Source organism: Sedimenticola selenatireducens DSM 17993 (assembly GCF_000428045.1).
In the GTDB taxonomy this organism is placed as follows: Bacteria; Pseudomonadota; Gammaproteobacteria; order Chromatiales; family Chromatiaceae; genus Sedimenticola; species Sedimenticola selenatireducens.
In genome coordinates, this window is record NZ_ATZE01000034.1 from 1 (window position 1) to 23332 (window position 23332).

27 protein-coding genes are annotated in these 23332 nt (G+C 52.2%); 7 read left to right on the forward strand and 20 right to left on the reverse strand.

What is annotated here, in order from left to right:
• From A3GO_RS24485 to A3GO_RS0118240, 5 genes are all read left to right on the forward strand, one after another.
• Nucleotides 1-179, forward strand: a 179-nt coding sequence (locus tag A3GO_RS24485; RefSeq protein ID WP_037375955.1) for a transposase, incomplete at its 5' end; no start/stop codon positions are given.
• A 198-nt stretch (nt 180-377) separates the two neighbouring features.
• On the forward strand, nt 378-686 hold the full coding sequence (locus tag A3GO_RS0118225; RefSeq protein WP_029134623.1) for a toxin-antitoxin system TumE family protein: 309 nt from the start codon (nt 378-380) through the stop codon (nt 684-686).
• On the forward strand, nt 679-1041 hold the full coding sequence (locus tag A3GO_RS0118230) for an HVO_A0114 family putative DNA-binding protein (protein WP_029134624.1): 363 nt from the start codon (nt 679-681) through the stop codon (nt 1039-1041). Before A3GO_RS0118225 ends, A3GO_RS0118230 begins: the two co-directional genes overlap by 8 nt.
• A gap of 203 nt (nt 1042-1244) precedes the next feature.
• Nucleotides 1245-2384, forward strand: coding sequence for an aminotransferase class V-fold PLP-dependent enzyme (locus tag A3GO_RS0118235; protein WP_037375961.1), 1140 nt, complete (start codon nt 1245-1247; stop codon nt 2382-2384).
• Nucleotides 2385-2469: 85 nt separating this feature from the next.
• Complete coding sequence (locus A3GO_RS0118240) at nt 2470-2871, forward strand: acyl-CoA thioesterase (protein ID WP_029134626.1); 402 nt, start codon at nt 2470-2472, stop codon at nt 2869-2871.
• A gap of 26 nt (nt 2872-2897) precedes the next feature.
• Here A3GO_RS0118240 and A3GO_RS0118245 read toward each other — a convergent pair whose 3' ends face one another.
• The 16 genes from A3GO_RS0118245 to A3GO_RS0118320 form a co-directional block, all read right to left on the reverse strand.
• Nucleotides 2898-3671: a TatD family hydrolase gene (locus A3GO_RS0118245; protein ID WP_029134627.1), complete on the reverse strand. Its 774-nt coding sequence runs from the start codon at nt 3669-3671 to the stop codon at nt 2898-2900.
• A 44-nt stretch (nt 3672-3715) separates the two neighbouring features.
• Nucleotides 3716-4075, reverse strand: a complete 360-nt coding sequence (locus A3GO_RS0118250; protein ID WP_029134628.1) for a PilZ domain-containing protein — start codon at nt 4073-4075, stop codon at nt 3716-3718.
• 7 nt (nt 4076-4082) lie between these two features.
• Nucleotides 4083-5096, reverse strand: a complete 1014-nt coding sequence (locus tag A3GO_RS0118255) for a DNA polymerase III subunit delta' (protein ID WP_051302609.1) — start codon at nt 5094-5096, stop codon at nt 4083-4085.
• Nucleotides 5089-5733 (reverse strand): dTMP kinase, encoded by a 645-nt coding sequence (gene tmk / locus A3GO_RS0118260; RefSeq protein ID WP_029134630.1) that lies wholly within the window; start codon nt 5731-5733, stop codon nt 5089-5091. Before tmk ends, A3GO_RS0118255 begins: the two co-directional genes overlap by 8 nt.
• A gap of 6 nt (nt 5734-5739) precedes the next feature.
• Nucleotides 5740-6738: an endolytic transglycosylase MltG gene (gene mltG, locus A3GO_RS0118265; RefSeq protein ID WP_029134631.1), complete on the reverse strand. Its 999-nt coding sequence runs from the start codon at nt 6736-6738 to the stop codon at nt 5740-5742.
• 47 nt (nt 6739-6785) lie between these two features.
• The gene (gene pabC, locus A3GO_RS0118270; RefSeq protein WP_029134632.1) at nt 6786-7604 is read right to left on the reverse strand and encodes an aminodeoxychorismate lyase; all 819 of its coding nucleotides are present in this window, start codon (nt 7602-7604) and stop codon (nt 6786-6788) included.
• A gap of 154 nt (nt 7605-7758) precedes the next feature.
• A complete protein-coding gene (fabF, locus tag A3GO_RS0118275) occupies nt 7759-9003 on the reverse strand; it encodes a beta-ketoacyl-ACP synthase II (RefSeq protein ID WP_029134633.1) in 1245 nt (414 codons plus the stop codon).
• Between the two features lie 99 nt (nt 9004-9102).
• On the reverse strand, nt 9103-9336 hold the full coding sequence (acpP, locus tag A3GO_RS0118280) for an acyl carrier protein (RefSeq protein ID WP_029134634.1): 234 nt from the start codon (nt 9334-9336) through the stop codon (nt 9103-9105).
• A 194-nt stretch (nt 9337-9530) separates the two neighbouring features.
• A complete protein-coding gene (gene fabG / locus A3GO_RS0118285) occupies nt 9531-10271 on the reverse strand; it encodes a 3-oxoacyl-ACP reductase FabG (protein ID WP_029134635.1) in 741 nt (246 codons plus the stop codon).
• Nucleotides 10272-10299: 28 nt separating this feature from the next.
• The gene (locus tag A3GO_RS0118290) at nt 10300-11268 is read right to left on the reverse strand and encodes a beta-ketoacyl-ACP synthase III (RefSeq protein ID WP_029134636.1); all 969 of its coding nucleotides are present in this window, start codon (nt 11266-11268) and stop codon (nt 10300-10302) included.
• Nucleotides 11265-12290, reverse strand: coding sequence for a phosphate acyltransferase PlsX (plsX, locus tag A3GO_RS0118295; RefSeq protein WP_029134637.1), 1026 nt, complete (start codon nt 12288-12290; stop codon nt 11265-11267). Before plsX ends, A3GO_RS0118290 begins: the two co-directional genes overlap by 4 nt.
• A 108-nt stretch (nt 12291-12398) precedes the next feature.
• Complete coding sequence (rpmF, locus tag A3GO_RS0118300; protein ID WP_029134638.1) at nt 12399-12578, reverse strand: 50S ribosomal protein L32; 180 nt, start codon at nt 12576-12578, stop codon at nt 12399-12401.
• 40 nt (nt 12579-12618) lie between these two features.
• Nucleotides 12619-13155, reverse strand: coding sequence for a YceD family protein (locus A3GO_RS0118305; protein ID WP_029134639.1), 537 nt, complete (start codon nt 13153-13155; stop codon nt 12619-12621).
• Nucleotides 13156-13302: 147 nt separating this feature from the next.
• The gene (locus A3GO_RS0118310; RefSeq protein ID WP_029134640.1) at nt 13303-14436 is read right to left on the reverse strand and encodes a sodium ion-translocating decarboxylase subunit beta; all 1134 of its coding nucleotides are present in this window, start codon (nt 14434-14436) and stop codon (nt 13303-13305) included.
• Nucleotide 14437: 1 nt separating this feature from the next.
• Nucleotides 14438-16216: a sodium-extruding oxaloacetate decarboxylase subunit alpha gene (oadA, locus tag A3GO_RS0118315; RefSeq protein WP_029134641.1), complete on the reverse strand. Its 1779-nt coding sequence runs from the start codon at nt 16214-16216 to the stop codon at nt 14438-14440.
• Nucleotides 16217-16287: 71 nt separating this feature from the next.
• Nucleotides 16288-16533 carry an OadG family protein gene (locus A3GO_RS0118320; RefSeq protein WP_051302612.1) on the reverse strand — a complete coding sequence of 82 codons (246 nt, stop codon included), beginning with the start codon at nt 16531-16533 and terminating at the stop codon, nt 16288-16290.
• Between the two features lie 370 nt (nt 16534-16903).
• Between A3GO_RS0118320 and A3GO_RS0118325 the strand changes: the two genes are divergently transcribed.
• On the forward strand, nt 16904-17515 hold the full coding sequence (locus tag A3GO_RS0118325; RefSeq protein WP_051302615.1) for a Maf family protein: 612 nt from the start codon (nt 16904-16906) through the stop codon (nt 17513-17515).
• Between the two features lie 40 nt (nt 17516-17555).
• Nucleotides 17556-18530 carry a PDC sensor domain-containing protein gene (locus tag A3GO_RS0118330; RefSeq protein WP_029134644.1) on the forward strand — a complete coding sequence of 325 codons (975 nt, stop codon included), beginning with the start codon at nt 17556-17558 and terminating at the stop codon, nt 18528-18530.
• Between the two features lie 16 nt (nt 18531-18546).
• Here A3GO_RS0118330 and A3GO_RS0118335 read toward each other — a convergent pair whose 3' ends face one another.
• The 4 genes from A3GO_RS0118335 to A3GO_RS0118350 all read right to left on the reverse strand — a co-directional run bounded on the left by A3GO_RS0118335 (nt 18547) and on the right by A3GO_RS0118350 (nt 23123).
• Nucleotides 18547-19476: a tetratricopeptide repeat protein gene (locus A3GO_RS0118335; protein ID WP_029134645.1), complete on the reverse strand. Its 930-nt coding sequence runs from the start codon at nt 19474-19476 to the stop codon at nt 18547-18549.
• Nucleotides 19473-20921: an adenylate/guanylate cyclase domain-containing protein gene (locus A3GO_RS0118340; protein ID WP_029134646.1), complete on the reverse strand. Its 1449-nt coding sequence runs from the start codon at nt 20919-20921 to the stop codon at nt 19473-19475. The genes A3GO_RS0118335 and A3GO_RS0118340 overlap by 4 nt, the downstream gene beginning before the upstream one ends.
• A 157-nt stretch (nt 20922-21078) precedes the next feature.
• Nucleotides 21079-21705: an NUDIX hydrolase gene (locus A3GO_RS24490; protein WP_051302617.1), complete on the reverse strand. Its 627-nt coding sequence runs from the start codon at nt 21703-21705 to the stop codon at nt 21079-21081.
• Nucleotides 21702-23123, reverse strand: coding sequence for an aminotransferase-like domain-containing protein (locus A3GO_RS0118350; protein WP_029134647.1), 1422 nt, complete (start codon nt 23121-23123; stop codon nt 21702-21704). Before A3GO_RS0118350 ends, A3GO_RS24490 begins: the two co-directional genes overlap by 4 nt.
• Between the last annotated feature and the right edge of the window lie 209 nt (nt 23124-23332).

The following is a 23332-nucleotide window of genomic DNA, read 5'->3' on the forward strand; positions in this document are numbered from 1 at the left end:
AAAGTGCAATCCACATAGCCCGCACCTATCAAGGTCGAAAGAGAAATTATGTGGGACAGCACTTCTGGGCTAGGGGTTACTTTGCCTCGACGGTGGGCAGGGATGAGAAAGTAATCAGGGATTACATCCGACACCAAGAAGCAGAAGATCGCAGGATTGATCAGCTGAACTTGGTGTAGTGGCCCCTTCGAGGGGCTCAAGGAGCCGTCAGGCTCCGTAATACAGGCCGCTTCGAGTGGCTCACAGATAAAGCCCCCGGCTTTGCCGGGGGATACTTACTCACCAAATTCGTCCGCATATACTACTCCCCATCCCATATCATGGATATAATTGAACACCGCTGTCACTGATAAATGCCATATGGTATTGTTTACCATATGAAGGCGGAATTACTTTTCAAGGACAAGTACGTCTACCGCGATGGTGCCATCCGTGAAATGGTGATCTGGCGGCTACCAGCACCCGATGCGGAACGACCTCATGGATTGAAATACCGGCTTTATTACGGTCAACCCGGCCAGTGTCTGGTGCGATACGACAACGAGCAAGGTAAAGGTGATCACCGCCACTATCGCGATGGCGAGGGGAATGAGCGCGAGGAGGCCTACTCCTGGGTATCCGTACAACAACTCATGGTTGATTTTAAAGGCGACATCGAACAACTGCGAGGTAATCAAGATGACTAAACAGCATATCCATATTGGCACTGAAGCCCCTGATCGTGGATTCGACCGCTTTGTGGACGCCTGGCAGCGGGCAGAACGGGGTGAACAGTCGGAAACTGAAGTTCACCTGAACTTTGAGGATCTTTCCATGCTGCTGGCCGTGATTACGCCACGTCGCCTGGAAGTGCTGAAAACCCTCCGCCAAGAAGGTCCGATGAGTGTACGGGCACTAGCGACGACACTGGCACGTGACTACAAGAATGTCCATGGCGACATCCGAGCACTGGAAGAGGTGGATTTATTGGAGCGTACGGAATCGGGCACCTTACAGGCCCCCTGGGATGTCATCGATGCCCATTTGAGTCTGGTGGCATAACAAGCTTTCGTCGTCATGAAACCCTAGCTATACCGCTGGGCCATTAATCCGTAATAATGTTAATTTCACAGACATATCATTTAACATAATATACATTATGCGCAATACAATAATACCCAGCAAAACACGCCCGGACTGGCTTTATCATATAAAAGACCGCTATTCTGCACTTTAAACCCCGTAAATTGGTAATGACGGTCTAAATGAACATATCGCAAAATCTATTCGGGCTGAATGATGATCTTATCTATCTGAATCACGCAGCCGTGTCACCCTGGCCTTTGTGTACGGCAGATGCTGTTAAACAATTTGCCAATGAAAACAGTAGCCTGGGCGCAACTAACTATCTGCAGTGGCTGGATACAGAACGCCAGCTACGTGAAAATCTCGCCTGGTTAATCAATGCGCCGTCTTCTGATGATATCTCTATTCAAAAAAGCACCTCTGAGGCACTGTCAACCATTGCCCACGGGATTGAGTGGCGAAACGGCCAGAATGTGGTTTTTCTGAAACAGGAATTTCCCTCAAACCGGGTTGTCTGGCAAAGCCTGGAACGCTATGGCGTAGCGGCCAGAATGATTGAACCTACCGGTGGCCAGGAACCTGAAGCCGCCCTGCTTGCGGCTTGTGATAAAAACACACGGCTGATTAGCGTAAGTTCAGTTCAATATGCGTCAGGATTGAAAATGGATCTGCAGCGCATCGGTGATTATTGCAATAAAAACAACATCTTATTTTGTGTTGACGCTATTCAGAGCCTCGGGGCCCTGGACTTTGATCTCGACCAGATCAAGGCAGACTTTGTCGTTGCTGATGGCCATAAATGGATGCTTGGGCCGGAAGGTGTTGCCTTGCTTTATACGGGTAAACATATCCGGGAAGATCTTGAACTGAACCAATTCGGCTGGCATATGCTGGAATCAGCCGGAAATTACGATACTCTCGAAACCACACCTGCCGATAGTGGCCGTCGTTTCGAGTGTGGCAGCCCCAATATGCTGGGTATTCATGCACTTAACAGTAGTATCTCACTCATAAGAGAGATCGGCCTTGAGACGATATCGACGAATGTTCTGCGTAATACTGATCTGCTGATCCGGTTGATTTCTGAACACAATCAACTTGAATTAATCAGCGCTCCTGACCAGGAGCGGCGCTCTGGAATCGTGACATTTAAGGTGCTTGCTGGGGATCACGAGAAGATTTACCGGGAATTGATGAGACGCCATGTCATCTGTGCACTCCGTGGAGGCGGCATTCGATTCTCACCTCATTTTTATACTGGAGAGCAGAAACTCCATGACGCGATTCGGATACTGGATCAAATAATAAACAATGAATAACTTTAACTATAAATACTAAGTTATTAATAACAATGTACTATCGGATAACACGATATATTATTTCAGTGAGTACGTGAGACATATTATGAGCAAATACCCCATAGAAGAGCGTAACCCCGGCGAACGTCAGTTAACCGTCAGAGTACTTGCGATGCCAGCAGATACCAACCCTTCAGGGCATATCTTCGGTGGCTGGTTAATGTCACAGGTGGATATTGCCGGCAGCATTATCGCCATGCAGGTAGCCGATACCCGAGTGGCGACAGTGGCCGTGCATGACTTTCAGTTTGAAAAGCCGGTCCATGTGGGTGACCTGGTAAGCTGTTACGCTGAGGTGGAGCGTATGGGAAATACTTCAATAAGGGTCAAGGTTGAAGTCTATGCCGAGCGCGACAGGAATCCTCACACTGTTGGACGCGTCGCCCTCGCCTCCATTACTTACGTGGGACTGGACGAAAACTCCCGGCCAAAGACACTTAAGAAATAGTTTAAATATATACCCTAACTATATATTCAAATTGTAAAAAACAATCTATTAAAATTATCTGCTGTGAGCGTTTCTACTTGTTTTCGTGTGAGTCCGCGGATGGCTGCGATCTTGTCTGCCACATACCCTACATAGGCCGGAACATTGGGTTTTCCCCTATGCGGAATTGGTGCAAGATAGGGTGAATCCGTCTCGATCAGGATTCTGTCTTCAGGTACTTTCTTCGCCACGTCACGCAGGTCGGCCGCGCTGTTAAAGGTGATGATCCCGGAAAATGAGATATAGAAGCCAAGGTCCAAGGCTTGTTTGGCCATCTCCCAATCTTCCGTGAAGCAGTGCATCACCCCGCCAACATCACAGGCCCCCTCCTCCCGCATGATATCGATGGTGTCTTCCCTGGCGGCGCGGGTATGAATAATCAGCGGCTTTTTGCACAGTTTAGCCGCGGCGATATGGCGCCGGAAACGCCCTCTTTGCCATTCGAGATCACCTTCGCTGCGAAAATAGTCTAGCCCGGTTTCTCCGATGGCGACATTTTTTCGGTGCCGGGCCAGTGTGGCCAGCTGTTCGGGGCTGGGTTCCTGGCGATCCCGGTCATTCGGATGTACGCCAACGGAAATAGAGATATCGGGCTGATCTTCGACCAATGCCAGCATGGAGGAATAGTTCTCGAGATCTATCGAAACACAGAGCATATGCCCCACGCCTGCTTCACGGGTGGATTCGAGCAGTTTCTCAAAGCTGTTGCCAAAAGGCGCCAGATCCAGGCAGTCCAGATGACAGTGAGAGTCGACAAGCATTACGATCTCTTAAATCTATCGAATAAAGTGGACGGGCGGGAAGCCTACATGGTGTGCGTCGGACGATCGGATTTAAGGGCGCCGGCAAGATAGCCCTCGATTTTGTTTCTGGCCATACCGCCATCCTGGTCGCTGAACTGGACGCCGATACCCGCTGCACGGTTACCTTCAGCCCCTACTGGTGTGATCCAGATAATTTTTCCAGCCACGGGTATGCGCTCTGTCTCCTCCATCAGGGTCAACAGCATGAATACCTCATCGCCCAGGCTGTACTTTTTATTGGTAGGAATAAAAAGACCGCCATTTTTGACGTACTGCATATAGGCCGCGTACAGGGCATTCTTGTCCTTGATGGTCAAAGAGAGAATGCCTTGTCGAGCCGCTGGTGCATTCGTTACAGACATACCAATTTCACTCAACGCCAATGCCCGCCCAATCCAGCAGCAGGCTTTCCAGTTGCATCTGTGTATTCAGCTGGGCACCCAGTGTCCGGTTTGCGTCAAACAGTCGGTCCATCAGTGCATACAGTCTTTTAGAGTTTACCTTTCGCGCCAGCGCTTGCAAGCACTCCCTTTGATCAACATTAATTATATTGGCAGATTCCGCGGCAATCTTTACCCGGATCAGGTCTATCACCCAACCACTGAACCATTTGACGACGCCATCCTGTTCCAGATTGCTCCAGCGTTGGGCCACGGGGATAGGATCCTGCGTACCTTGCAACATCGCCACCAGCTCATCAATCATCTTGGCGCGCTCTGCCAGGATGCCATCCCGGGCATATTTAACCGCCAACAAGGGGCCGCCCGAGGCCAGTGAGAGTAGTAATCGGGAATTCGCGGTATCCTGAACCTGTTTGTCTAGCCAGGTAAGCGCGGTACCTTCATCCGGTGGCGCAAAATGATAGCGCTGACAACGGCTGCGAATTGTCGCCGGCAGTCGGCCGGCATTGGCAGTTACCAGAATGATAACCGTACGCTCAACCGGCTCTTCCAGGGTCTTCAGCAGGCTGTTTGCCGCTGCGGTATTCAATGCATCCGCAGGCTCTACGATGATTAACTTGAACCCACCGGAGCGGCTGGTGAGCGCCCCTTTTTGGGTAAACTCCCGGATGGTATCGATCTTGATCGCCTTGCCTGGCTCCTCAGGCTGTATCCAGGTGAAATCCGGATGTGTCTCTGCACGTAGAAGCCGACAACTCTGACAGCTACCGCAGGGCCTGCCATCTTCCAGGGGATCGTTACATAGAAGAGCTGCTGCCAGGCGATGGGCAAACCAGGATTTGCCCAGTCCCACGCCACCGGTCAACAGGAGCGCATGGGGCATGCGTCCCGATTTTTTCGCAGCGGAAAGCCTGTCCCAGTTAGCCTCCTGCCAAGGCAGCACAGCGGCATCTTTCACATCCACTGACAGATTCTCATCCATGGAGTTCTGCCTGTATAAACTGATTCATGATGGCGCGGATCTGCTCTTGAACCTGAACCAGCGGCACTGCCGCATCAATAATGTGGACACGCTGGTTATCCCGGTTGGCTATTTCCAGATAAGTTGAACGGACCCGTTCGAAAAAGGCGTGCTGTTCCACCTCGAAACGATCAGGCTCCGAGCGTTGTCCCGCACGATCAAGACCGGTCTCTATCGGCAGATCCAGTAACAGGGTCAGATCAGGTTTGAGTCCCTGCTGCACCCACTCCTCCAATGCCTGAATCCGTGACATATCAATGCCACGCCCTCCTCCCTGATAGGCGTAGGAGGCGTCGGTAAAACGGTCACAAAGCACCCATTTACCCGCATTCAGCGCCGGCAAAATAATCCGCGCCAGATGTTCCGCCCTGGCTGCAAACATCAGCATCAATTCGGTGTCCCTGGCCATGCCGGTATGTTTGTGACCCAACAGAAGATCCCGAATGTCCTCGCCCAGGGCGGTCCCACCCGGCTCACGGGTAAAAACCACTTCAAGACCCGATTGTTCCAGCAGATCACGAATAAAGGCCAGATTGGAGCTTTTACCGGCTCCTTCGCCTCCCTCGACCGTAACGAACTTTCCTTTGGTGACTGCCATATGTTGCTATCGCTTAAGCTGGTATTTTCTTACGGCCTTGTTATGTTCAGCCAGCGTATCGGAAAAATAGTGCCAGCCATTACCCTTGGCCACAAAGTAGAGGCTACTGCCCTTGGCCGGGTGTAATACGGCATGTAGGGCATCTGCTCCCGGCATGCTGATGGGGGTCGGCGGCAGGCCTCTGTGGACGTAGGTATTGTAAGGCGTATCCTGGCGCAGATCACTACGCCTGATATTTCCGTCAAATGACGGCCCCATTCCATAAATTACCGTCGGGTCTGTTTGCAATAACATCCCTTTTTTGAGCCGGCGGATGAATACACCGGCAATCTCCGGACGCTCCACTGCCTGCCCGGTCTCTTTTTCCACAATAGAGGCGAGTATCAGTGCCTCATAGGGTGTGGTGAGTGGCAGATCCGGCTCCCGTTCAGCCCATTCTCGCGCCAGTAATTGTTCCATCGCGCGCTGGGCACGCTTCAGGAAGTCCAGATCGGTGGTGCCTTTGGGAAAATGGTAGGTATCGGGTAAAAAGCGCCCTTCCGGATGCATGTCGGGAGATCCAAGCCTGGCCATGATCTCTTCATCGGAGAGACCGACAAGGGTCTTTTTCAGGGCTTCATGCCCGGATATGGCCGCCAATACCTGCTGGAAATTCCATCCCTCCACCAGGGTGAGAGTGTGACTCACGACTTGCCCTGAAACCAGCAATGCCAGCAATGATTTAGGCGTTAATCCAGCCTGAAGATGGTATTCCCCGGCCTTGATGTTACTGGCTTGGCCATCCAGTCGGGCCATCAGTTGGAAATAGAATGCACTCTGCAAATAACCTCGTTGTTCAAGGTCCTTTGCAACAGCGGAGAGCGAGGTGCCTGGCTGAAGCTCGTAGGCAATCCCGGTCTCGGGCAACAGTATCGGATTCTCACTGAAGCTATTGAGTGACATCATCACCCAGGCGAAAGCAAAACTTCCCCCAAGAACAAGGATTCCAAGTAGTCGATAAAACATCAGTAAGACTTTACCGGATCTGGGCCTGTTTAGAGAAGGAAAAGAGGTCATTCATTGCTGTAGCCCCGTGTCAAAACAGTCTCTATCAGTTTTCCCGGTATTGCATCTACCGCAAAATCCTGCCCTGAGAGCTCCCGGATCGGCCAGATACCGATAAGCGAATTGGAAACGAAGAGGCCATCGGCCACCCAAACATCTTGCAGTGAAATATCGGTAATAATGAGTGGAATATTAAGCTCTTCAGCCACTTCAATCACCAGACCCTGCATGACGCCAGCCACACCGCAACGACTAAGATCAGGGGTATAGAGTTTTCCATCCTGAACGGTGAACAAATTTGAGCTGGTTCCCTCAATAACTCTATCGGCGGCATCCATCATCAGGCCTTCCTGAATTGATGGGTCATGCCACTCGGATCGGGCCAGTACCTGCTCGAGGCGATTGAGATGTTTCAGCCCGGCCAATGCCGGATTCCAGCCAAGACGCGTTGCACATAACCGCGCCACTATTCCACGTTGATAAACCTGTTCCGGAAAAACCGGTTCCTTGCTCCAGTTGATAATACGGGTAGGCTCACCATTGGGCTGTGGGCGGTAACCTCGCCGACCTGGCCCACGGGTGATAATAATCTTTATCACCCCCTGCTGCTCTTCACCGAGTTCCTTGATGACTTCGTCAAACAATTGGCTGGAGTCGGGTGGTGTAATACCCAAACGGGAACAGCCACTCAGCAGCCTTTCCATGTGTCGTCGCCAGAGACAGGGCTGTCCGTTTTTAATGGCGACGGTTTCGAATAATCCGTCGCCAAACTGCAATCCACGATCAGTTGCCTCAACCTGGGTTTCGGTTTTGCCGTTGATTAACAAACGTATGCCTCTTGAGTGTCTTGATTGGGTTTCACGGGACTATCGACAGGAAAGATAGTTGGAACCGCCCCTGATTGAAAGCCCCGCCAATAAAAAACGCCTAGCAGTAGGCGTTTTTTATTGTACAAGGAGTGGTAATCCGACCAACAGCAGGTCAGTCGGAAACACGTCGGAAGACCAACGTGCCGTTGGTCCCGCCAAAGCCAAAGGAGTTGGAAATGGCCACGTCTATTTTCATTTCTCTGGCGGTATTCGGCACGTAGTCAAGATCGCACTCCGGATCCGGGTTTTCCAGATTAATGGTGGGAGGCGCGACCTGATCACGAATAGCCAGCGCGGTAAATACCGCCTCGGCACTGCCGGCGGCTCCGAGCATGTGGCCGGTCATGGATTTTGTCGAACTGACTGCCAGCTTATAGGCGTGATCGCCAAATGCTCGCTTCACACCAAGCGTTTCGGCAACGTCACCTGCCGGCGTCGAGGTGCCGTGGGCATTGATATAGTTCACCTGTTCCAGGTTGATTCCACCGTCCTTAAGCGCAAGCAGCATGCACTCGCTGGCGCCCTCACCACCCACGGACGGGGCTGTCATGTGATAGGCATCGGAATTCATGCCCACACCGACGATCTCGGCATAGATTTTGGCACCGCGGGCCTTGGCCGCTTCATACTCTTCAAGCACCATGACGCCTGCTCCATCACTGAGCACGAAACCATCGCGGTCACGATCCCATGGCCGGCTTGCACCCTGAGGATCGTCGTTACGGGTAGAAAGTGCACGGGCAGCGGCAAAACCGCCCAGTCCGACCGGCGAGGTCGCCATCTCCGCGCCACCAGCCACCATGGCATCGACATAGCCATGACGAATCAGGCGGGTCGCCTCACCAATATTATGCGTGCCGGTACTGCAGGCGGATACAATGGAGTAGTTGGGACCTCTCAATCCGTATTTAATTGAGAGATTTCCCGCGACCATGTTGACAATATTCGCGGGAACGAAGAACGGTGAAATCTTTCTTGGTCCGCCATCAAGATAGGCGTGGTAGCTGTTTTCGATACCGGTGATACCACCAATACCGGAACCGATCGCCACGCCAATACGCGGGGCAGTCTCATCGTTGATCTCCAGTCCGGAATCCTCAATGGCCTGTGAGCCGGCGGCTATGCCGTAATGGATAAACTTATCCATTTTTCTCACATCCTTCTTGGGAACATACTGGGTCACGTCAAATCCATAGATTGGACCGCCGAAATGGACGCTGAAAGGTTCAATATCGAAATGAGTAATCGGCTGAATACCGCTCTTTCCTGCAAGAATATTCTCCCAGGACTCTTTAACTGTGTGTCCAACCGGTGCCACCATACCCAACCCGGTTATAACAACCCTTCTTTCAGACATCTGAGATCTACCCCCTATTGGGACCTTAATAAAGCAAAAAGCCGCAACCAGTCGCTATTGACGGCTGTGCGGCCTTGTATTTAGACGGGTGAGAGTGAATCAGCTATGTGCGTTGATGTACTCAACTGCCAACTTAACAGTGGTGATTTTTTCAGCGTCTTCATCTGGAATTTCAGTACCGAACTCTTCTTCCAGTTGCATGACCAGCTCGACAGTGTCAAGAGAGTCTGCACCCAGATCGTCCACAAAAGAGGCTTCCAGGGTCACCTCATCTTCAGATACACCCAGCTGTTCAACAACTATCTTCCTAACACGTTCTTCGACAGAGCTCATGTTCTTAAATTCCTCCGGTAAAAAAATATGGTCGGCTTGTCACACGACCGACGGGTATTGTATTCATCAAACCTCAAAAGTTCAAAGCAAATTGGCCTTTAATTTCTTGTTTTTTGATGTGATAAAAAAAACTTGTAAAAACAATCCGATACATTCGATCCATGATGGTTGAATGAATGGATAATTATTAGGGTTTACCCCATATACATACCGCCATTGACGTGCAAAGTCTCACCGGTGATGTAATCCGCAGCTGATGAAGCGAGGAAAATCACGGCGTTAGCGATCTCTTTTGGTGCGCCAAGGCGAGCCAGCGGAATCTCTGAAAGCAGTTTTTTATGCTGTTCTTCGGGTAACTCCCGGGTCATATCGGTATCGATAAAACCGGGCGCAACTGCGTTGACAGTGATGCCACGTGAGCCCACTTCACGGGCCAAGGATTTGGTGAAACCGATCATGCCCGCCTTGGCTGCCGCATAATTGGTCTGGCCGGCATTTCCGGTAGAACCAACCACGGAGCCAATGCTGATAATGCGTCCCTTGCGCGCCTTCATCATTGAGCGGAGACAGGCCTTGGAAAGCCGGTATATCGAGGTGAGATTGGTATCCATAATGGTATCCCACTCATCATCCTTCATCCGCATCAGGAGATTATCCCGCGTGATACCGGCGTTGTTGATCAGGATGCCGGGGGCACCGAAACGTTCTGCGATAGCCTTCAGCACACTGTCAATGGATGCGGGGTCGGTGACGTTCAGCACCATCCCCTCCCCTTTGAAACCGGCCTCATTGATTCGGGCAGTAATTGCGGCCGCACCGGCTTCAGAAGTTGCCGTTCCAATGACCGTAGCCCCTTTTTCCCCGAGTCCCAAGGCGATGGCCGCACCGATACCCCTGCTTGCCCCGGTTACCAGCGCAATTTCGTTCTCAAGCATCTTTCTCTCCAACCGTGTTACGAATCCGTTAAAACTTTGCCAGTACGGAACCCCAGGTAAAACCGCCACCGAAGGCCTCCATCAACAGGGTTTCTCCCTTTTTGATCCTTCCGTCCCGAACCGCGACATCCAGTGCCAGCGGGACCGAGGCTGCCGAGGTATTACCATGTTCATGGACAGTAACCACGACTTGTTCCATCGGCATACGCAGTTTACGTGCGGTGGCCTGAATAATGCGGATATTGGCCTGATGTGGTATCAGCCAGTCCACATCAGATTTTTTCATGCCGTTCTTATCCAGTGTTTCATCAACGATTCGACCCAGTGTGTTCACGGCCATCTTGAACACCTCGTTACCTTTCATCTCGACGAAGGCGGCGTTTTGCCTGACCACGTCATAGCCCTTGGAAACACCTTCAGGGACTTGTAACAGATTCGCGTAATCACCATCCGCATGCAAATGGCTGGAGAGAATACCCGGCTCATCACTTTTCTCTATGACGACCGCTCCGGCACCGTCACCAAACAGGATGCACGTACCACGGTCTTGCCAGTCCAGAATACGCGAAAAGGTTTCCGCGCCGATTACCAGCGCACAAGTGGCGTTTCCTGCACGAATAAAATTATCAGCAACACTCAGCGCATAAATAAATCCGGTACAAACGGCCTGCACATCAAAGGCGGCGCAACCATGGATATCCAGACGACTCTGTAACAGGCAGGCGGTGCTGGGAAATATCTGGTCCGGAGTGGTTGTTGCCACCACAATCAGGTCAATATCCGAGACATCTTTGCCCGAGGCCGCAATTGCATTTCGCGCCGCATGTTCGGCCAGGTCACAAGTGGTCTCACCATCGATCGCAATATGACGTTTGTGTATGCCAGTGCGTTCCCTGATCCACTGATCTGATGTATCGACCATTTTTGCCAGGTCGTCGTTGGTGAGTACTTTCTCAGGCAGATAACTGCCTGTTCCGATAATGCGGGAATAGGTCACACGCTTGCCCTTTTTTCAAGTTGACGTTCGACCCCATGGGCGATGCGCTCAGGGACGTTGTTATGGACGGCCTTTTTGGCCATGTGGATGGCATGATTGAAGGCCAGCACATCGGCTCCGCCATGACTTTTGATCACAATTCCACGCAATCCCAAAAGGCTGGCCCCGTTATATCGTCGCGGATCGATTTTCTTTCGGAAGCCGTTGATCACCGGCATGGCTAGCAAACCGGCCAGCTTGGTAAATATATTGCGTTTAAAGCCGCTTTTCAGGTAGTGAGCGATCATCTTGGCGACACCTTCCGCACTTTTCAGTGCGATGTTGCCGACAAATCCATCGGTCACCACCACATCGACTTCACCAGTATAGACACCATCGCCTTCAATATATCCAATATAATTGAGCGAACTGTTACTCAACAGTTCATCGGCCCGCTTCACCTGATCATTTCCCTTGATCTCTTCCTGCCCTATATTCAGCAGCCCTATGCGTGGATTGGGGATATCTTCGTCGACCGAAGCAACAAGTTCACTGCCCATCACGGCAAACTGAAACAGGTGATCTGAACTGCTTTCAACATTAGCCCCCAAATCGAGCACCCAGGTGTGCCCGGTCATGGACGGTAACGCGGTAATGATGGCGGGGCGATCCACATTGGGAAGCATTTTCAGGACAAAGCGGGCAATGGCCATCAAAGCGCCGGTATTACCGGCGCTGACACAGGCGTGTGCCTGCCCCTCTTTCACCAGGTTGATGGCCACGCGCATGGATGAGTCTTTTTTTCCACGCAGGGCCTTGGACGGCAATTCATCCATGCCGACCTCTTCGGAAGCGGCAATGATTCGCAGCCGACTATCCGGTCGACGCCCCTGCAGATGTTCTTTTATCGCCTCTTCCCGCCCTACCAGGATCAGGTCAACATCCCGATCTTTTTTCAAGAAGTCAATTGCGGCAGGCACTACCACGGAAGGGCCATAATCACCCCCCATCGCATCCAGGGCTATGGTTATCCGATCACTCACCTGCATTTCCTCGGGGATTTAGACTGCTTTTACGGGCGCAAAAAAGCACAACCGTCCCAAAAGGACGGTTGTGTGGAACCACTATCATACTACCCACGGTGTGAGGGTTTATTCGCCCTTACCGCTGACAACCTTGCGGCCGCGGTAGAAACCGTCAGGAGAGACATGATGACGAAGATGAGTCTCACCGGAGGTTGGGTCGATGGAGAGGGTCTCACCCTTCAGTGCATCATGTGAACGACGCATACCACGTTTTGAAGGAGTTTTTCTATTCTGCTGGACCGCCATGGTTCAAGCTCCTGATTTACAATAAGCAATTAAATTTAAACTATTTATCAGACTTGAACCCGGCCAGTACGGCAAATGGATTCGGCTTGTCTGACGCATCATCTTCCTGTTCCTGATCCGCTGTCTCTCCCTGGACCGGATTGACGCCGGCCACCTTGCAGGCATCAGGTTCATGTCTTGGTACCTGGGGGATGGCAAGTATCAACTCATCTTCCACCAGATCCAACAGTCGCAAGGTATCCTCTTCGACCCATACCGGGTCACAGGACTCCGGTAGTCGTTCCGCTTCTTCCGGCACCTGAATAACGGCCAGATCAAGTACGGCACTTACCGGCAATACCATTGCACCCAGACAACGCTGGCATTCCAGTACCAGATCCGCCTGAATTTGTCCTTTAATGCGTGCGCGATTCCTGTTGTCCCTATAGAACTCCAGATTGAACTCAGCGACACCACCAGTATCCATGAGCGCCCCGCTTAAACGGGGCAGATCACCCAGTTCCACCGTACCGGAGTACCCGCCCCCCTGGTTCGCAAGGCGTCGGGGATCGATGAATTCAGGAAGTCGCGACGACATAAGCGCGCAATGATATTACGGGTTCCGGGAAACGTCAAAAAAATAACGTGCATTCACCATGTTAGCGTGCAGGCAATAGGATAGTATCGCGCTCATCCCTACGACGGGCATTACACCAGGAATACTATTCTTTGTTATCTGGACTGATCAATTTCCAACTATTGCCAGCAATACACCCGCGGCTACCGCAGAGCCGATAACCCCCGCCACATTCGGCCCCATGGCATGCATGAGCAGGAAATTATGGTGATTGCTTTCCAGGCCAACCTTATTCACTACCCGTGCAGCCATTGGAACCGCTGATACCCCTGCAGCACCTATCAGTGGATTTATCTTACCTCCGCTAATCTTACACATTGCTTTCCCCATCAAAACCCCCGCTGCGGTACCGATACAGAAGGCAATGGCACCCAGCGCCAGTATGCCGAGGGTGTCAAGCGTCAGGAACTTGTCCGCCGACAGTTTTGATCCGACGGCCAGACCCAGAAAGATCGTGACAATGTTGATTATCTCATTCTGGGCGGCACGGCTCAGCCGGTCCACCACACCCACCTCTTTTAAGATGTTGCCGAACATCAGCATGCCTATCAGAGGGGCGGCAGAGGGCAGAAAGAGGATACATAGCAATAAGACAGTGAATGGAAACAGTATTTTCTCCAGTCGGCCAACCGGCCGTAACTGGGACATAACGATACTCCGCTCCTTTTCCGTGGTCAGCAGGCGCATGATAGGGGGTTGGATGATCGGCACCAGTGCCATATAGGAGTATGCCGCTACCGCGATCGCACCCAACAGATCCGGGGCTAGGCGTGAAGCCAGGAAGATGGCAGTCGGACCATCGGCGCCGCCAATGATGGCGATGGCGGAGGCATCAGCCAGACTGAAATTAAAGCCGGGAATCATATTCAGGGTCAAGGCGCCGATTAGGGTGGCAAAAATGCCAAACTGGGCGGCGGCGCCCAGAAACAGTGTACTGGGCATGGCGATCAGCGCACCGAAATCGGTTAAGGCGCCTACCCCCATGAAAATCAGCAGGGGAAATACCCCGGTTTCGATACCGATGTGATAGATATAGTATAAAAGCCCGCCTGCATCGGCGATCCCCGCCTCCGGGATATTACTCAAAATGGCGCCAAAACCGATCGGCAACAGCAGTAGTGGTTCAAATTTCCGGGCAACCGCCAGATAGATCAACAGGCATCCCACCAGCATCATCAATAGCTGGCCCCAGGTCATATTGGCAATACCCATGGATTGCCAGAGTGCTTCTGCTCCGCTCATGTCAGCTTAGGATCACAAGTGGATCACCCACCTGGACCGCCTCACCTTCTTTGGCGACTACTCTTTCCACGATCCCGCCACGAGTCGCCCTTACCTCGGTTTCCATCTTCATCGCCTCCATGATCATGATCACGTCACCCGCATTGATGTGCTGGCCTACCGCTACCTTGACCTTGAAGATATTGCCCGCCAGCGGTGCCGGCACCGCTTCTCCGGTCGTGCCGGGTGCCGGAGCCGATGATTGATGCTGGATTACCTGCTGTATCTCGCCCCCGGCCGCAACCGTCACACTGTAAGACTTTCCATTGACCGTCACCGTGTAAGATTCCGCTCCTTGCGCGACGGGCGCGGGTGGAGCAGGAGTCGCCACGGGTTGCTGCTGCACGGTCTGCGGTGCCGGTTCGAAAGCATCCGGATTATTGCGGTTTTCCAGGAATTTGAGACCGATCTGCGGGAACAGCGCGTAGATCAATACATCGTCAACCAGGTTTTCTGCAACCGTTATACCCTTCTCCTCAGCGATCGCCTGGAATTCCCGGGTCAATTTATCCATTTCGGGTTCCAGCAGGTCAGCCGGTCGACAGCGGATCGGTTCAGCCCCCTCAAGCACCTTTGACTGCAGCGCACTGTCCACGGGCGCCGGCGTTGCCCCATACTCTCCCTTCAGGACACCGGCAGTCTCCTTGGTTATATTTTTATAGCGTTCACCATTGAGTACGTTGAGTACCGACTGGGTGCCCACAATCTGTGATGTGGGGGTGACCAGGGGGATATAGCCGAGATCCTTGCGAACCCGGGGAATCTCTTCCAGTACCTCATCGAGCCGGTCTGCCGCACCCTGCTCTTTCAACTGCCCCTCCATATTGGTGAGCATGCCTCCCGGTACCTGGGCAACCAGGATACGGGAATCCACCCCTTTTAGAGAGCCTTCGAACTTTGCGTACTTCTTGCGAACCTCGCGGAAGTAGGCGGCAATCTCTTCCAGCAGATGGATATCAAGCCCGCTGTCCCGCGCCGTGTCGTTTAATATGGATACCACCGATTCGGTCGGCGAATGTCCATAAGTCATACTCATGGAGGAGATTGAGGTATCCACCATATCCACACCGGCCTCGGCGGCCTTGACGATAGTAGCGGTACTCAATCCAGTTGTAGCGTGGCAGTGCAGTGCAATTGGTACTGAGACAGCCTCGCGGATCTGGCTGATCAGATCGAAAGCGACATAGGGTTTCAGCAGGCCAGCCATATCTTTAATACAGATGGAATTAGCCCCCATATCCTCCAGGCCCTTGGCCATGTCCAGCCAGTAAGCGGTATCGTGCACTGGGCTTACGGTATAGGAGATGGTACCTTGCGCATGTTTACCCGCCTTCAGCGTCGCCTTGACAGCGGTTTCCAGGTTACGCAGATCATTCATGGCATCAAAAATGCGGAAAATGTCCATGCCATTGGCAGCAGCCCGCTCAACAAAACGCTCAACCACGTCATCCGCATAGTGCCGGTAGCCGAGGATATTCTGCGCTCTGAACAACATCTGTTGCGGAGTGTTCGGCATTGCCTGTTTCAGCAGGCGCAGCCGCTCCCAGGGGTCTTCACCCAGAAAGCGAATGCAGGAGTCGAAAGTGGCGCCCCCCCAGGTTTCCAGTGACCAAAAGCCGACCTGATCCAGTTTGGCCGCGATCGGCAACATATCCTCAATCCGCAAACGAGTGGCGAAGAGTGATTGATGAGCGTCGCGCAGAACGACTTCGGTAATGCCGAGTTTAGTGTTATTGGTCATAGGAGTTTCGCTTAACTAGACAGTGATGCGTAAAGAAGCGGCCTTGCCGCACGGTATTTAAGACCGCTGTTTTATGGTTTATTTCGATAACGGCTGATTGCCGCGGAGATCACCGCAATGGTCTCCTTGTGTTCTTCGGTCGGCGTTGATACAGGCTGGCGGTGCGGATTCGGATAGGTGTCATCAGTTGCAAAGGGGGCAACCAGTCTTGACACCCCGCTCATCGCAAGTACCAGAACGGTTAAAAAGAGAAACACACTTCCCATGCCTAACAGCATGAGATTCACTCCCTCAACCAGCAGATCGGATACGTGCATTTTTTCGACCCCTTCGTCCCGCCCTCTCAATCCGTTGAGTTACAGCATGACGGTTCAATATTAGCAAAGACTTAAAACGGTCAGCATTTCTATGGGATGCGGGGCTATCTTGTCAAGTCTATGCGATACGTGTGGATTTATAACTCATTGATAATAAATATGTATATCCTACATGGATGTTATGTATTGATAAAACCAATGCTTTTTCTCAATGTATCTATAGGTTTTAAAAATGTCAAGACATTGCAATATGACAGCAACATTGCAAATTTTTTTGCATCCATTAGTCGGACATTTCCTCCCCTGCTAAGCGGTTATTTGATAGCATTAGCAAATCAGTATTTACTCGAATGAGCGCTCACCCCTCCCCATGAACGGCAACATTTCCACACACAAATCAACCAACCCAGGAATTATTCTTGGTTCGACCTCCCCTTTTCGATGCGCCCTGTTGGAAAAACTGGGCATCGACTTCGACGTCGACGCACCAGAGGTCGATGAACAGCGCCTGGCGCAGGAAACCCCTGAGCAGTTAGTGATTCGACTTGCCAAAGCGAAGGCCGCAGCCGTTGCGAAACGGCATCCGGATTCTCTGGTGATTGGATCGGATCAAGTGGCCTGTATTGACCACCAGATACTGGGAAAACCGGGAAATCGTGACAATGCCATCAGACAGCTTTCATTGGCGTCGGGCAAACGGGTGACTTTTTACACCGGCCTATGCCTCTATAACGCGGCAACGGGGGGGGTACAGGCAAGCTGTGAATTATTCCACGTCCATTTTCGCAAACTTGATAAACAGCAGATAGAACGTTATCTGGATGCGGAGACTCCTTACAACTGCGCCGGTAGTTTTAAATCCGAGGGACTGGGTATTTCTCTGTTCAGCCGCATGGAGGGCGATGACCCGAATTCCCTGATCGGGTTACCGCTTATCCGGCTTATCGCATTTCTTGATGTGGAAGGGATCAAGATTCCTTGAATATGCCTTCTTCTTATTTCTTTTTTAGCTGACAGCGGTAATGAACAGCCCCATACAGAAAAGCATCAGTAAACAGCGACACGCCCTGGGCAAGCTGATCCGTCCCATTCTCGGGCGCATCGCCGACGCCTGCAGCGATGCCTGGCCCGTACGGGAATCGATTAACCAAGTACTCGCAACCCACGTCGCCGAACTTCCCTACTGCGCTTATATCTACGCCCTGGGCACCGACGCAATTCAGATATCGGACAATATCAACGGTAGCGGCCGTTTTCCGGAACATTTCGGTCGGGATCGTTCCAGTCGGCCCTATCTGAATAGTATTTATCCGGCCGTCGACTATCACCTTTCGGAGGCCTATATCAGCCTGCTTTCAGGACGCCCCAGTATCACGGCAATCCAACTGGTCAGACGAGAGGGACAGGTCATCGGGCTGCTGGGTGCCGATTTTGATCTTCGCAATCTCCCGTTGACCCAGCAGTTGTATGACGAGCCGGATCAATGGCGACAAATGAAGGGCGACCCCTCGATTCGCGGCCTGCTGTTTCAGCAAACGAGGGTTAAAAGTGTCCTGGACAGCCATATCGACGAAGTAATGGCCATTATGGAAGAACTGATTGCCCAGCGGGGGGTATTCCACGGAAAGCTTCACTTTTCCAGTAGCCGGGCAACCCTTTGGCTGGTGGATGATCCCTACCGTTACCGGATGCTGGAAGTGGAGGAGCTGATAGACCCGGATATCTGCCTCGCCTATCCCCTGCACCCTTACCCGTCCGGTGCGGTTTTACCACAGGATAAAATCAAATCGATACTGGATGGATTCACCAAGTTACGCTTGGCAGATGAAACCGTTTATTTACGCTCTGGATCCATCAATATCTTCAACGGTCTGGTCGGCCTGAATTTCTCATGCGATGGTTCGCATTACATCCCCTGGAGCGACTTCCTGAACCCGCGAAATGCCTTCTGGTCAGGTGATATCAGTTCAACCAATCGACCGGCGGTGGATGCGTGAGGAAGCAGGCTTAGAACTAGGGCTGTTTCTGAATTTCCCGCAGCCGTTCCAGCACTTTCATGGCGCGATCAATCCGGGCGGCCACATCCTGTCGGCCCATATCGAGTTTTTCTGCCGATTCCCACACGGAAACCGCCTGTTCTATCTGCTCTTCACGATAAAGCGCATCGCCGAATGCAATCAGGCGTGTCACCTTTTCATCGCGTAATTGAATAACCTGATCCAGCAAGGCACGGCCTTCCGCGTCATCCGGTACCAGCTCCAGCAGCCGGTTAAGAGAGGCAATCGCATCAGGAATAGCATCATCAGACAGCTGCGCCCTTGCAAGTTTCATCAGATGCTCACGTTGTTGTGCTGTGTTTTGTTTCTCCCGAACAGCCTGTTCAGAGCGTTCCGTGCGTTTTTGCGCGGCATGGGACTGTTTGATTTTCTTGAGCAGATGCGCACTCTCCTCGGTCGGTTTAATCTTTTCCGCCAGAGTTGCGCACTCTTCGGCAAGCGCTTGATCAAGATGCAGATGCACTGAACCGCAGGCAATCAAGCCGGTAACTTTGGATTCAAGCAGGTTTTTCCAAAAAAGCAGGCGAGATTTGGTAATTAAATTCTCTGGGTCAATTGTCGCCAGATCCTCCAGATAGGGGATCTTCTCCTTCAACGACAGTGTCTCATAGACAAGAATCCAGTCTTCCTTATTGCGTTTCCGCATCTCCCAGTCACGAATTATTTCCGATCTCAACTCAACCATCCGCCGCTCTTCCGGAAACTGGTTAACCCCTGCATCCAGAAGGGCTACTGCCTTATGCCACTGCTCCTGCTTGTATAGTGTTTCCGCCTGTTTGACCAGTACCGAAGGAGAGGTTGCCTTCGTCACTGGCGAGACTGTTGTGGTAATGGCACTGCAACCCGCGAGCAGGACGACGAGCAGCAGAATCGGCAGAATTTTCACGGAACCTCCTCCATGGGCAGTATTTTGTCGAGGCTTTCCTGAAACATGGACTCGGAGATAAATGATTCACTATCAATAAGATAAGTCTTTACGGATTGGCGACGCCCCTTAACTTTTACGGTATTTTGGGGAACACTCTTGATCAAGGATTTGACGCCCGGCTGTGCCAGGGTAGCCTCAGTAACCAGAATCTGATCCGGCGCACATATATCGCAGATGCGCGCAGTAAGATTGACCGTATCCCCCACCACCGTGTACTGCATCCGCTCGACGCTCCCCAGGTTTCCAGCCAACATCTGACCGCTGTTGATACCAATTTTGAACTGCACCAGGGGCAATCCCTTTTTATAGCGCTGGTGATTGATGCGGGTAGCGATCTCCTGAATCAGCACGCCACAGGTAACCGCGTGCAGTGCATGGGAAGCATCCGACTCCGGCACCCCAAAAAGGATCATGACACAGTCGCCGATAAACTTATCCACCGTTCCATTGCAGCTGTCTGCCGCAATGGAAAAGTAGCTGAAGTACTGGTTCAGTAATGCCCCCACTTCCTGTGGCGACAGATATTCCGACAATTCAGTAAAACCAACCACATCGCAGAACAGTACACTACCATCTTTGGTAATGCCGCCTAACTCACTACCTTCGGGCTGGTTCAACACCTGATGAGCGATGGTGGGAGAAAGAAAGCGTGAAAACGCCTGTTCCACTTCCCGTTTTTTTTCCATGCCCTCTGCCATGTGCTGGAAGGCACCAAGGACCCGGCCTATCTCATCTTTCCGCCCTATGGTGATCGGCATTCGGGTATCGCCGCTATCAATGGCCTCTCCCACTTTCACCAATTGATAAATCGGCTGACATAGTTTGTGGGACAAGGGGAATGCCAGTAATGCCCCTAGTACTATCAAACCGATAGTGGTGGTTATCAGTGCGCCGGTCAGCGCATTGAGTTGCCGCTCCAGTGGACCCTGATCAATACTCACCACCGCGTACCCGGCGACGACATCCTTAAACTTGATACTACTGAAAAAAGAGACGGCATTTACATAAGGTGTGCGCCAGGGTAGCTGGCGCAGACCGTCGTCCCGCCCAAGCAGGAACAGAATATCGCCGATTGGCGAGACGCCGGCGCTTGCCTTCAGTGCCCCCTTGAGATCAAACACCTGCATGCCGATAATCAGGGAGTTTTTCTCCTGCTGCCTGACCAGCACTTGCAGACTGAGGTCATCACCGGCCAGGAGTGGCTCACCGGCAGCAAAAGCCAGTTGGTCAACCACGACTCCGCCCAGAACTTCATTCTGCTGGCGGTAGGTGGCGGTCTGTTGATTAATTAAAAACCAGCCGAGCAGGCCCATCACCAGAGAAACAAAACAGGCGATAATAACCGACCACTTGAGGGCAAGTGGAAGTGATGAGTTCTCAAACCTACGGGTCAGGTTTTTCATGTATGAGCGTCGGCGCGCGGAGAAGCCACTTTTAGTCAGGAGGGCAATGTTAGCATGTATGGAGGAGCTTGATAGAGACGCATTTTCCGACAATCCAATCTTGGAAACCGGGCGAATTTAACGCCCTCGGTCGGAAATGGCCCCGCCCGGCAGGTTTCTAGCGCCTGGCATCCAGTAGTCCAATAAGATTCAGCAGACTAACGGTCAATTTGGCGGTTATTCCCCACAACAACTCACCTTCATAACGCTGAAAGTGAATCACTTGCACGCTGGCATCGGCATTGTTCAACGCGCGCCTGCTAATCTGATGATTTGCCGGGTCTGCCAGCCAGGTAACCGGAATACTAAAAACCCGGCTTACTTCACGGCTGTCCAATACCAGCGGAACAGGCCAGTTGATTTCCGCCACTACCGGAGTTACCAGGTAGTTACTGATAGTGCGATAGGATTTTAAATTACCAAGTATGGATACATGTTCCGGGTCCAGGCCAATCTCTTCCTGGGCCTCACGCAGGGCGGCATCGTGGGCATCACGATCAACCGCATCAAGCTTTCCCCCCGGAAAGGCAACCTGCCCACTGTGACGGTCAGCTTCGTGCTCGGATCTCCGGATATAGAGAACCCGCCACCCGTCAATATCCCTGAACAGCGGTATCAGCACCGATGCGGGTTCCGGAGGTGCGGAAAAATATCCCTCAGGATACTCCACCGGTTCAGGAACCTGGTGTCCTCTGTCTGCAAGTATCCTGGAGATAATGGTGCAATCGAGCTCAAATCGATTCATGCCGATTGATCCATGGTTGCTGCTATCTCACCCAACATTTTTACACCCTTCTCCATTTTAGCAGTTGGACAATCCGCATAATTAATTCGAATATGGTGGGTATATTTTCCGGTGCTGGAAAACAGCTCGCCTGGCGCCACCCCTATACCCTGTTCCATAGCGGCGGTAGTCAATGCCATTGAGTTGACCGTTTCCGGCAGTTCCACCCAAAGCAGATATCCTCCCCGGGGATTGGAGGCGCGGGTACCTTCAGGAAAATAGCGGGTAACCCACTCCAGCAGATAATCCCGACCACGTTTATACACGGATCGAACCTTTTTCAAATGGCGGTCATACCCGCCACGTGAGATGAAATCAGCCACCGCCAACTGGGGCAGTGTAGCCGAACTCATACTCGATATATATTTCATATGCATGACGCGGCTGGCGTAGCGGCCTGGCGCCACCCAGCCAACGCGCAGGCCAGGTGCCAGAGATTTCGAGAAGGATGAGCAGAGTATCACCCGCCCCTCCTTGTCAAAAGACTTCAGGGTGCGCGGCCTGGGGGTGTCGTAGGCCAGATCCCCATAGATATCATCTTCAATCAGCGGCGTATCGAAGCGTGCCAACAACTCTACCAGCCGCGCCTTGCGCTCATCCGGCATGGTGTATCCCAGCGGATTATTAAACGTGGGGGTAATCAGACAGGCCTTTACCGGCCACTGCTCCAGCGCCAACTCCATTGCATCCAGACTGATCCCCTGCTCCGGGTGCGTCGGCAGCTCCAAAACTTTCAGGCCACACGCTTCTATCGCCTGGAGCGAACCGTAAAAGCTGGGAGAGTCGACAATCACAGTATCTCCCGGTTGCGTCAGTGCACGCAGACTGCTGGCCAGCGCCTCCTGACAACCCGAAGTTATGATGACCTCATCGGAAGATAGATTGCAGCCGGAGTCAACGGCAAGGCGGGTGATCTGTTTACGCAGCTCATCACAACCAAAAATATAGTCGTAAGAGAGGCCACGCAGTTCGCCGCGTCGTGTCAGAGAGGCAAGTGATCGCTGCAGTGGCTTCAGGGTGCCAAGTGACAGGTTAGGTACCGCCCGGCCCAGATAGAGGGCATCGGCGGTTTCCGTCTGATAGAGCACATGGAACACCTTGGCCCAGGTACTGGTCTCCTTGGGGTGTGCCGAGTAGGCCTGGGTAGACGGCAAATCGAGCAACCGCTGCTGTTGCCGGGTGACAAAATGCCCCGATTTTGGCCGTACCTCGGTGAGACCGCGCTGTTCCAGCAGAAGATAGGCCTCCTGAACCGTGGATATACTCACGCCCAACTGCCCGCTCAGATGGCGGACCGAGGGTAAGCGATCGCCCATTTTATAGATTCCACCCGCTATCTGTTCACTCAGAGTTTGGGCAACTTGTTCGTATTTTTTCATATTAACCAGTACAGATAGGCCTCGAAGGATGCCTCACAGATGGATAAATTGGAAAACTGTAATGCAATAGATATTTATATTGTGAATCTGTAACGGTCACAGAGTAACGCATAAAGTAAGTATCCCCCGGCAAAGCCGGGGGCTTTATCTGTGAGCCACTCGAAGCGGCCTGTATTACGGAGCCTGACGGCTCCTTGAGCCCCTCGAAG